This window comes from Buttiauxella sp., from assembly GCF_035271705.1.
Classification (GTDB): Bacteria; Pseudomonadota; Gammaproteobacteria; order Enterobacterales; family Enterobacteriaceae; genus Buttiauxella.
On the sequence record NZ_DATERI010000110.1, the window covers coordinates 1 to 9,495 of the forward strand.

The 9,495-nt window shown below is 47.8% G+C and carries 5 protein-coding genes; all 5 read right to left on the reverse strand.

Annotation, left to right across the window (positions count from 1 at the left end; all coding sequences use genetic code 11):
• Window positions 1–475, reverse strand: a 475-nt coding sequence (locus VJY99_RS10110; protein ID WP_324117966.1) for a hypothetical protein, incomplete at its 3' end; no start/stop codon positions are given.
• A 262-nt stretch (window positions 476–737) separates the two neighbouring features.
• Window positions 738–881, reverse strand: a complete 144-nt coding sequence (locus VJY99_RS10115) for a hypothetical protein (protein WP_324117968.1) — start codon at window positions 879–881, stop codon at window positions 738–740.
• Window positions 882–973: 92 nt separating this feature from the next.
• The gene (locus tag VJY99_RS10120; RefSeq protein ID WP_324117969.1) at window positions 974–1,387 is read right to left on the reverse strand and encodes a hypothetical protein; all 414 of its coding nucleotides are present in this window, start codon (window positions 1,385–1,387) and stop codon (window positions 974–976) included.
• Window positions 1,388–1,567: 180 nt separating this feature from the next.
• Entirely contained in the window at window positions 1,568–3,691 is a 2,124-nt protein-coding gene (locus VJY99_RS10125) for an ATP-dependent helicase (RefSeq protein WP_324117971.1), read from the reverse strand.
• Window positions 3,688–9,495, reverse strand: a 5,808-nt coding sequence (locus VJY99_RS10130) for a Zn-binding domain-containing protein (RefSeq protein WP_324117973.1), incomplete at its 5' end; no start/stop codon positions are given. The genes VJY99_RS10130 and VJY99_RS10125, both read right to left, overlap by 4 nt.

Here is a 9,495-nt window from a genome sequence, read left to right on the forward strand (position 1 = left end):
CAGGGAAACCTTTACCATCGACTGAAGCAGATGGCACCTCAAATGTTCTTGAGTCTTCTGAAAGAAGAATGGCATGTTCGGCATCAACTTGGCACAAGTAATCAAATGTATCCCAATCTCCAAATTTCTTCCTTCCTGAACACCTTCGATACTTTTTGTGAAATACCGTGGCTCCATTATACCAACCTACTACTACTTGCCCCACACCCGGTTTTTTTGCAATAAATACAACGTCTACTCCATCAAACTCGTCATTTTCTTCCCATGAAACCGTATCATCCAACCTGCGAAGATCAATACCAGCAAAACCTTTTGTCATTACATACCCATAGCACCTTCCTGCTTCATCATGAAAGTTCCACATTTCTCCACCAACACCGTTTGCTCTAATGTAAGCTCCACCACTGGTGATAGTATCGACACCATCATAAAACGGCATGTAGCCAACGCGAAATACGAGCAATGGGCAAGACATAAACGCCTCTCAAAACGTTATATAGTTGAAAAACAAACGTATGGCATGGTAATCCGCCACAAAATGGAATATTCATGAATAGAGGCCAGACAGTAAGCATTTGTTGGCATGGTTTGTCATCTTGTAATGCCCTACCACCAGCAACCTCACCAGAACTCGCTCTCTTGCCATCCTATAACGATGCCACAATCTTAACCAACGCATTTATAATACAATAGGTAAAATACACCGAAATTGCCCTCAACACATTTAAATGCCCACATCACCTTTGCTTACGAATCGCATCACCGACAGCCTTAACACCCGCCTTACTGTCAAACGGCGCTATCTCTGGCAGTGCATATGCAAGCTGCGCAATGACAGCGTGTTGCACACCCACATCCGCATCTTTGCGGTAGGTCTTCATCGCCGTCGTGTTTCCCCGTTCATGACCAGGAGTTTGCACTACGAAGGTGAACAGATTTCCCGGAACCTGTGCCCGGTAACCGTCAGGAAGGTTTAGAAGAAAAATCGCCAGACACTTCTGGCAATAGAGGCAACTGCGTTTATAACCGAGCTGACCACAGCGGTAACGGCTGCGGGAAGCGATATATCTGACAGGGTCTGTGTCATGACGTCGCTGACGGTGTTAACAAAATCCTGACTCGCCTGATCCTCAATCTTTTGTGTGCGGTAGAGGCCTTTCATCGCGCCAGCAGTTTGCTGCTTGTCATCTGCCAGCAGCTGGCGCAGTACGCTGTGATGCATTAGATTCAGCGTGTATTGCCGCACATCATTTGCGATAGAAGTAATACGGCTATGAAAGATGTCCTGTCCCCAGGACGACCAGATGACTAATTGCCCAAGCGGATCAACATTCAATTCACCTGTTAGCGAGTCATCGTATTCAGTCAGAAATTTTTCTATGTACATTTCGTTGCGTCAGTCCTTTATGCCCACAGGGCTAACAACACGCAATTTGTGCACTGCGAAAGCCCTTCCATGTGCCACTTGATTTCCTAATCCTTACCAAATCAGCAAATCAGTGGCCGATATTGATTAGGGCTAAAATGCAGATAACCAGAAGCTGTAGCTTCTGGTTATCTGGTTGTGTTACTCGCTTTCAGGCTCCAGTAAGAAACTAGGTTTACCGTATGATGAAACAAATAATCCTTTTACTGCACGTGTTGCTGCCACGTGAAGCAATGCTCGTTCATTGAACAACGCATCACGTTTCTCTACAGGATCATCTGAAGTTATTGCTTTCACCTCAGGTACAACACCATCGTTAATCCCGGCAAGGAAGACATACTGGAACTCAAGTCCTTTGATGCGATGCATCGTTGCCATACGCACCCCAGAACGTTGATCAGTATCACCGCTGTCCTGGCCTAAAGAATAAGTTTCAATTCCAGCATCATCTAACGCAGAAGCATAACGGTCATAGGCGTGCTTGGTACGGGCCGTTATACAAATATCCTGGGAACGCACATTATTAGCCAGTAACGCCTGAATCTGTTTAACGATGGTGCCTGCTTCTTCTTTAAAATCGGTAGCATGCGTTATGGTTGGTAAATCACCATGCAGCAATGACAGATAATCATTGCTGGCATCTGCTTCACCATCCAGGTTATCTACCTTAACTCCAGTCAACAACCCAACGGCAAACCGACGAGTTTCTTCGGTTGTACGGTAGTTAATTTTTAGTTTCTTACTTCGGCGACCACGGACATTAATGCCACATTGCCCCAGGACAACCTTATTGCGATAGATCCTCTGATGCCCATCACCGACAATAAACAGATCATTAGGTGACTCAGGTACCAGACTACGAATTAGAGTAAAGGCCGGAGCACCAATATCCTGGGCTTCATCGACCACAATGCTGCTATAAGGTAACTGAACCTGTTTTTCTTTAAACAGGACAATCGCTTCATGCATCGCATCCCCCATTTCACGCAATTTTGCGCGTGCCATTTGGGAACGAAACTCTTCAAATACAGGCCATATTTTGGCTCGCTGAATACGCGACAATGCCGTTCCTCGCCCTAGCCGACTAACTTTAAGGTAGTCTTCACGACTGTAGACCGCATTGGGTTGCACTACCCGAGCCCATTCTTCCGCGTAAAAATTATCAGATAAACCGAGCTCTGCTGGGGCTTGCTGCAAGGCATAACTCCAGCATTTACGTCGACCTTCATCGCTTTCATAAACTACACGGAAATCATAACCATGGCGTTTAAGTTGTTCACTCATCCAGGCATCAATATTAATAACTTCGATGCGAGCCATTTCTTCACGAGAACAAAGACGCTGTAAATTGGCGCGAATATCTGCAGCAAGGTTACGAGTAAAAGTCGTAAACAGAATTTTCTTGCCAGGTTGATCACCCAAACGTTGAGCAAGCCATCTTGCACGATGCATAGCGACTACTGTTTTCCCTGTACCTGCTCCACCCAATACACGAACAGGGCCGGTCGCTGGATTTTCTACCAACTTACGCTGGCTGGGGTGCAAAAAGATTCGCCACTTTTCTAGTGGTGCATTAAGCATTTGGAGCAGTTCTTGCTCATTTTCCACTACATGGAATCGACGCTTACTGCGTTCAATAGCTTCGATGAAGTCGTTAGTATCGACAGGCACATCTTTGCGGTCGTTAAACTCTTCCAGAACCTCTTGGTAATCCAATCCTTCAGACAACCAATGAAGTGGCTCCCAGGTCTCTGCAGGCATAACGTTTTCAAGCTGGTTAAGCCCATCGACATCCGTAAGAACCATAACCTGATCGATAAATACAGGAGGAACACCTAATGCCAATATCTGATCGGCTGAATATGCAGCAAACAGCTTAGGTTTATCAGGTGCAACAGGTTCAGGCACAGCCTTGATATAACTAATATCAATAACCTGAATCGCCCCAGTTAATGGGTGAATCGAACAGTCATGACGGCGCGCCCATTCATAGGCTTCGTCATGCTTGTCCACCCACATCAGCATATATATCGCGCCTTGTTCTGGTTTAAGCACGATACCGCGATAAGTTTGATCAATGCGAACCGAATGGACATTGGTACTTCGAGCATCGTGAATCTTTTCATAGTTCAGCCCATTACTGGTGGGATCCTGGCGAAACTTAGAAATAAACTCCTGAACTTTCTTCTGCTGCGCTTTTGGGATACGAGCAAACGCCCCCAAAAAGCCATCAGAAAGTGCCACTTTTGGCGACTGAACCGTCATTTATCACCTCCTGACAGATGTTGTAAGGTTTCTTCGCTGATTGGGCCTAAAGCGACCTGCCAGCCATGTGTTGTGAAATGAGAAGCGAAGTTCTCATCTTCGAAAATGATGACCTGTTTCCGTTCAGGCCAGGCAAGATCGGCTTCTGCAATAATCTCACCCAGATCGTTTTGTAAGGCGTAGCCAGGAACAGGCGCTCCAAGGTCATGAGCCTGAAGCAAAGCAATTTCTTCATTGGTGAGTAATTCAAACTCAATAATTTCTGCCCAACTGGCATCTGACTGCACTTCTTGAGCTATTTCTGTCGGCAAAACTACTAATTTTTCTTGTGGCTGGTGTATTGCTTTACGACTGGTAAACGACATATCAGGCAAAAATTGCAGCAGGTTCACCAGGCGCCAGAAACCATAAAATCCAGCTTCATAACCGCTATCTTCTGAATGGCGGTCATCAAAGCAGAGATGAAGTCGTAATGCCTCACACAGCTGATCCGCTGTTGGCATAGTCTTGAGATAGCTTTGAAGTAATACTGATGCCAACTCAATAAATGGTTGAGATGAACCGCAACTGTCCAGAAGCCCGCCAAAAACAAAGGGTTCGTCGGGTAAAATCTGCTTCTGACGTACAGGTGAGGCATTTTCCTGCATTTCATAAGCATATTTTTGCTGGACACCTGGCTCTTGCGAACGCTTAACGTCCAGCCATACCCAGGCATGTGCAGCAGCCAGCTTTTTCCAAAGCGTGGTTTTTTGCTCAGGCTCCGTCAGATAATCAAGTAACAAATCGAAGCTGTTCCTGTCCTGTACCGAAGTATGCAAGGTCACAAAATTGACATCATGGAATCGGTTATAAACCGTAGGCTTTTTCATTTCCGGATTATGCAAAAGACCTAGTACATCCTGAAGATGCTTACAGCCCGCTTCGTTGAGGTCACGCCAACCGATAGTCCAGACATGATAATGACCACTATCTTTAATTGCTTGACGTTTTTGTACGTCGTCAGACACACAGTCTTTATGGAATGCATAACCATCGAGGAAAATCGCGACTGGCTTTATATCTGCTGGTTGCGCAATAGGGTAAAGAACAAAATCAGGGCGTGATGGAATACCCACCCCCTCTTTAACCCCTAAATCTACTTGTGCTTTTAAATGCCAACTGGACGAAGACTCCGCTCGGGTATTGATAACCCAGCCTGCGCTTTGGTGCGCGTAGCTGCGGCTAACAACCAGGCTTTTTTGCTCCTGTAAGCAGCTGATAAATCGCTTCTCAAGCTCAGACCCCATCATTGCGTCGAGCGAAATACTATTGATGGTTTTAATTTGGCGAATTTTATCGCTGGCTTTAAGAATTTGCGCCAACAGTACGCGTGACTGGTCACGTGAAACAAACTTCATGCGCCCACGGTCACGATAGGCGTATACACAACGGTAACAGCCATCTTTGCTGGTATCGTGATTACAGCTACATTCCACTAATGCCTGATAGGCCTGCTGCAACAATTTCAGCAGGTTGTCTGGCGTTCTCATCAGCTCTTTTAGAGAGCCCGTTCCTCCCGGCACCGTATCGTAGATAACCAGATATTGCCGCCAGGATTCACCCTCGTTTTCAGGTTCGCGATACACAACGCCCTTAAGGTGGTCAACATTCCCCTTGAAGTAATTTTTCAACCCAAGCTGGATGGCCGCAGCAAGTGACGACTCAACAATACGGTCATTACTGTAACTGGTTACAGGTAATAAAATACGCAGCGCTTCGGATTCCAGCTGGCGATAAAGATAGAGATAATCTTCAAACTTCGCTTTTTCTGGCTCACTTCGGTACTTACAGCTCAGATCATGATCTCGCCGCGGATCATTGTTACGCGGGCGTTTAACCATTCCACAGCTCAGACAAACCTGGAAACCAGTGCGTCGCTTTTTGTCACCCGCAATCATCAACTCGCTGGCATCATCAGACATCTTGCCGAAGTTAATATCGCGCAGAGTCACTTTACTCAAGAACTCAAAGCCAAACGGGACTTCGCCTTCGTCAATGGCATAGGCCGCCGTGACATCCTGAGGTTCATAACTCACTAGTAACTGCCGCTGGAAGAAAGTCGGTTCGCGGCTATCACTTTCATCGCTGATTTGGCTATCGCGTGCACTGGCACGAGCATAGACCTGACGCAATTTCAGTAAGGTCGTTTTCTGCCCTGCATCAGCCCAAACAGGCGTGCCACATTTTGGACAGTACTTATGCTGGTCACCCGTTTGATCGATATTTTCGCTGTAGTTGCAGTGGCTACATATCCGCCAGTTTTCAGGCTTCGAGACGTTAAGATCGATTTGTTCGATCTCTACTTTATGCCCACCAGCATAAAAGTTATTCAAGGGGGCAAGCTCAGCCAGCGCTGTGGCAGCAGGGCGTTCATACTCGTAGGTTGTATTCTGGAATTCACGTTCTTGCCCCCCTTCTTTACGCCTCCACAAAACAGAACGTAAAGTCACACCGGCTTCCGGGAAAGCATAGTTCGGCAGCAAGCCTTCATCAGTGAGGAAGTTCAGGGTCTGCTTGTCGTTTATTTGACGAATCAGTGACTGCAATGCTGAACGCTCAGAAGTCAGTTCACGCAAATCAGCTTCGTAATTTTGATCCTGAGGCGCCGCTTTCAACTTCTCAATGCTGTATTTCAACTTATCAATACGTGCACGTAGTGACTTGCGATCTTCGAGTAATTGCGCCAGTGCAGTATCTATTCTTTGTTCAAGCGAACGATAATTTTGCTCACCGGTGAGGTAATGGGTCAGTTGCAGCAGGGTATCAGCTTCCAGTTGCGGGAAAATCCCGGCAAAACGTTCAGCAATCGCCACACGATGTTCCTGCACATAGCGCAGGAAATTGTATGGGAAACCGCCCTTACGGCCAGTATCCAATTCATCGAGCATCTGCTTCACGTTTTTACTGATTGCGGATTCCGGCACCCCCGTTTTTACCCAGTTATCCAGGCAAAACGCGGCGAGTTGTCGTTCGAGAATCGCCACCGCATTGAGAAATACACCCGGAGCCTGAACCTGCCCCTGCATCATCTCCAGCGGTTCTTCAAAGAAGAACTGGTCGTGTGGATTCCCTTCGGCAACAGTAATGTTTAATGCATTCCCGTCTTTACGACCGGCACGCCCGATACGCTGTAAATAGTTAGCCTGAGCCGGGGGTACGGAACAAAGCAGAACCGAAGAAAGATCGCCAACATCGATCCCCATCTCCAGCGTAGGGGTCGCTGATAATAAATTGATGTTCCAGGGCTTAGTGCCGCGATAGAACGATTTTTCCGTTGCCTCGCGATCTTCACGGGTAAGTAAGCCGGTATGCTCAGCTCCCATGACACGAGCAATATCCATATTGTCCCAACGCAGCGTCGGCTTGCTATCAGTAATCTGGTAGCGACCTTCATCACAGCGCAGTGACATACAAGGAGCATTTTCCCAAAGCCACGCCTGTTCGGATGGCGCGCGAACGATTTCCCGGCAGCACGTGCAGCTAAGTTGAGTGACATCGCGGCTGACGACCAGTGCCGAAGTACTCAATCCCCAGGCTTCACGGCCTTTGGTATCGAAAGATGTCACGATTCCTGCACGTTGCAGCGCCGTATAAAGCAGCCGCAATATCGTTTCCGAAGTACTACTGATAAAAATATTATCGCCGCTGTTTAATGAGCGAGTTAACCAATGCTGATACCAGCTTGGGTTATCTTTAGATCCGATAAGACGGTGAAAGCCGGTGATTTTTTCAAATGAGGCGTAAACAGGTTTACGCGTTTTCGGGCCGATAGATGGCATGTAGCGTGATGTACGCTCTTTTTGCGTCATCATAAAGGTCGTGCCATCCCGCCGATAACTTTCAAATGCCGGATGCATCACCGCACCAGCATGGCGCTGATACCACAAAATCCCTAAAGCCAGATGTGTGACTTGTTCAACCGTCACGCCATTCATCGGGTCACCCAACTCTTCGCAAAGCTGCTGATGTAGCGCTTTAATTGCTGGGTTAAGCCGTTCTGTATCCACGCCGGTAGCAGCAAAACCCGTGGTCTCTAACGTTCGCCCGATGCTGGCACGAAGGGTAAACTCGCTCCACACCTCCCAGTCGAGACGTAAACGAACCAACTCCTGAAGATCCGAGTTTTCAGTAAGTTGGCCTTCGATTTTTAACGTCTGATAATCGTTTAGCCACTGCATATTTGGCGCGATGAAATTCGCCACAAAATGTGCGTCATCGGTCGAGGACTCACGTGTTTGCTGGCAAACCTTCTGGGCGAATACGTCAAGCCGTAAGGTTTCACCCACATTGAGTAAACGGGCAATCTGCCCACGCACCATTAATGGCCACGTGCGGGCAGTAAAAAAACTTGCGCGGTGGGCTGCGTCTTGTACGGAGTCTGAAAAAGTGATCAGCTTTTTATGTTCGTTAAACTTACTGCCATAAAGCTGATGGATCATCACCGCCGATAAGCTAGCCGCTCTGGAACCGAGGATCGAGATGCCATTTTTGCTGTTGCAATAAGGGCATTCGTTGGCGAACTCAAGCTGGTCTTTGCGCTCTTTGAGCATGTCAGGGATCAGTACCCGCACCATTTCGCTATACCCACAGTGCCCACACTGCACGTTGGATTGCTTATTAAGCTTCAGGCAAGCCGGGCATAATTTTTGATGCATACCGCTAACGGCTTTTTCACTCTTATCCGGGAAGGCCAGCACAATCGAGCGGCCCTTTTCAAAGAACTGGCGATAAATCCCATCAAGATCGGTTTCCAGCTGCACATTTTGCCCGTGGCGCATACTCACCCAACCCGTGGCATGGCAGTCACGGCAATGGATTACCGGCAGATGATGTTCTCGGTCTTCAACGGTCAGGTCATCGGCAAAAACCAGTTGCGGTGTTTTTGAAACGCTCGCCACCAGGCGGCGCATTTCACGTAACCATAATTGTGAACGCAGCTGTACGAAGGGTAATACTGGGCGTGGTTTGCCTGCCGTAATGCGCTGATGATGGTCGCCTGGGTTTTCCGGCACTTCCAGCCTTGCCTGAGCAATCAGCGCCAAAATACTTTGCAAAACCAGAGCGGCGTGTTCCGGGCTTTCAGCAAGCATGACCTGTAGATTTTGAAGGCACTGCTGTTCGGAAAGAATACCGCCCTGTAAATCACGCAGTAACACATGCAACACGCTGTGGCGACGTAACATTTCACCGAGTGCTACGCGTTTTTCACGCCCGTTATCGTCTTCCAGATTCTCAGGAAGACGCAATGTACTTTCAGGGAACCAAAGAGGAATTTGCCCATTCAGATAGTCAACCGGCGTGGCATAATGATGAGGTTCAAGCGCCGTTTTATCTTCTGGCGCGGGATACTGGCTGTTAGTTATTTCAAAACCTTGCAAGTACTCAGCTGCGCTATAACGATCTTCACGGATCACCGCAGCATCGGTGAACGGCTGATCAAAAATAGTTTGAGCGTAATCTAGCAATTGCCCTAGTTCATCACCGACGGTCGCGGAAGTACCAACACAAGCAAAATGTCCGTTATCGACACCGACATGGTATTTAAGGCGGCGCACCAGACAGGCCAAATCGGAACCCTGCGCACCATCGAAAGTATGCAGTTCATCCACCACCAAATAGCGCAACATACCGGGCTTATTGTGCCGCCATAGCTTTTGGTCGCCGGGGCGCATCAGCAGGTAATCGAGCATTTTATAGTTAGTCAGCAGGATATCTGGCGGGCTGTCGCGCAGCGTGTGCTTGCAGGTAATCACCTTATCGGCAGA

Bases quoted from the DNA above. Each gene is read 5' to 3' on its own strand.
- VJY99_RS10115 (WP_324117968.1), bottom strand. From the start codon at position 881: ATGAAGACCTACCGCAAAGATGCGGATGTGGGTGTGCAACACGCTGTC.
- VJY99_RS10120 (WP_324117969.1), bottom strand. From the start codon at position 1,387: ATGTACATAGAAAAATTTCTGACTGAATACGATGACTCGCTAACAGGT.
- VJY99_RS10125 (WP_324117971.1), bottom strand. From the start codon at position 3,691: ATGACGGTTCAGTCGCCAAAAGTGGCACTTTCTGATGGCTTTTTGGGG.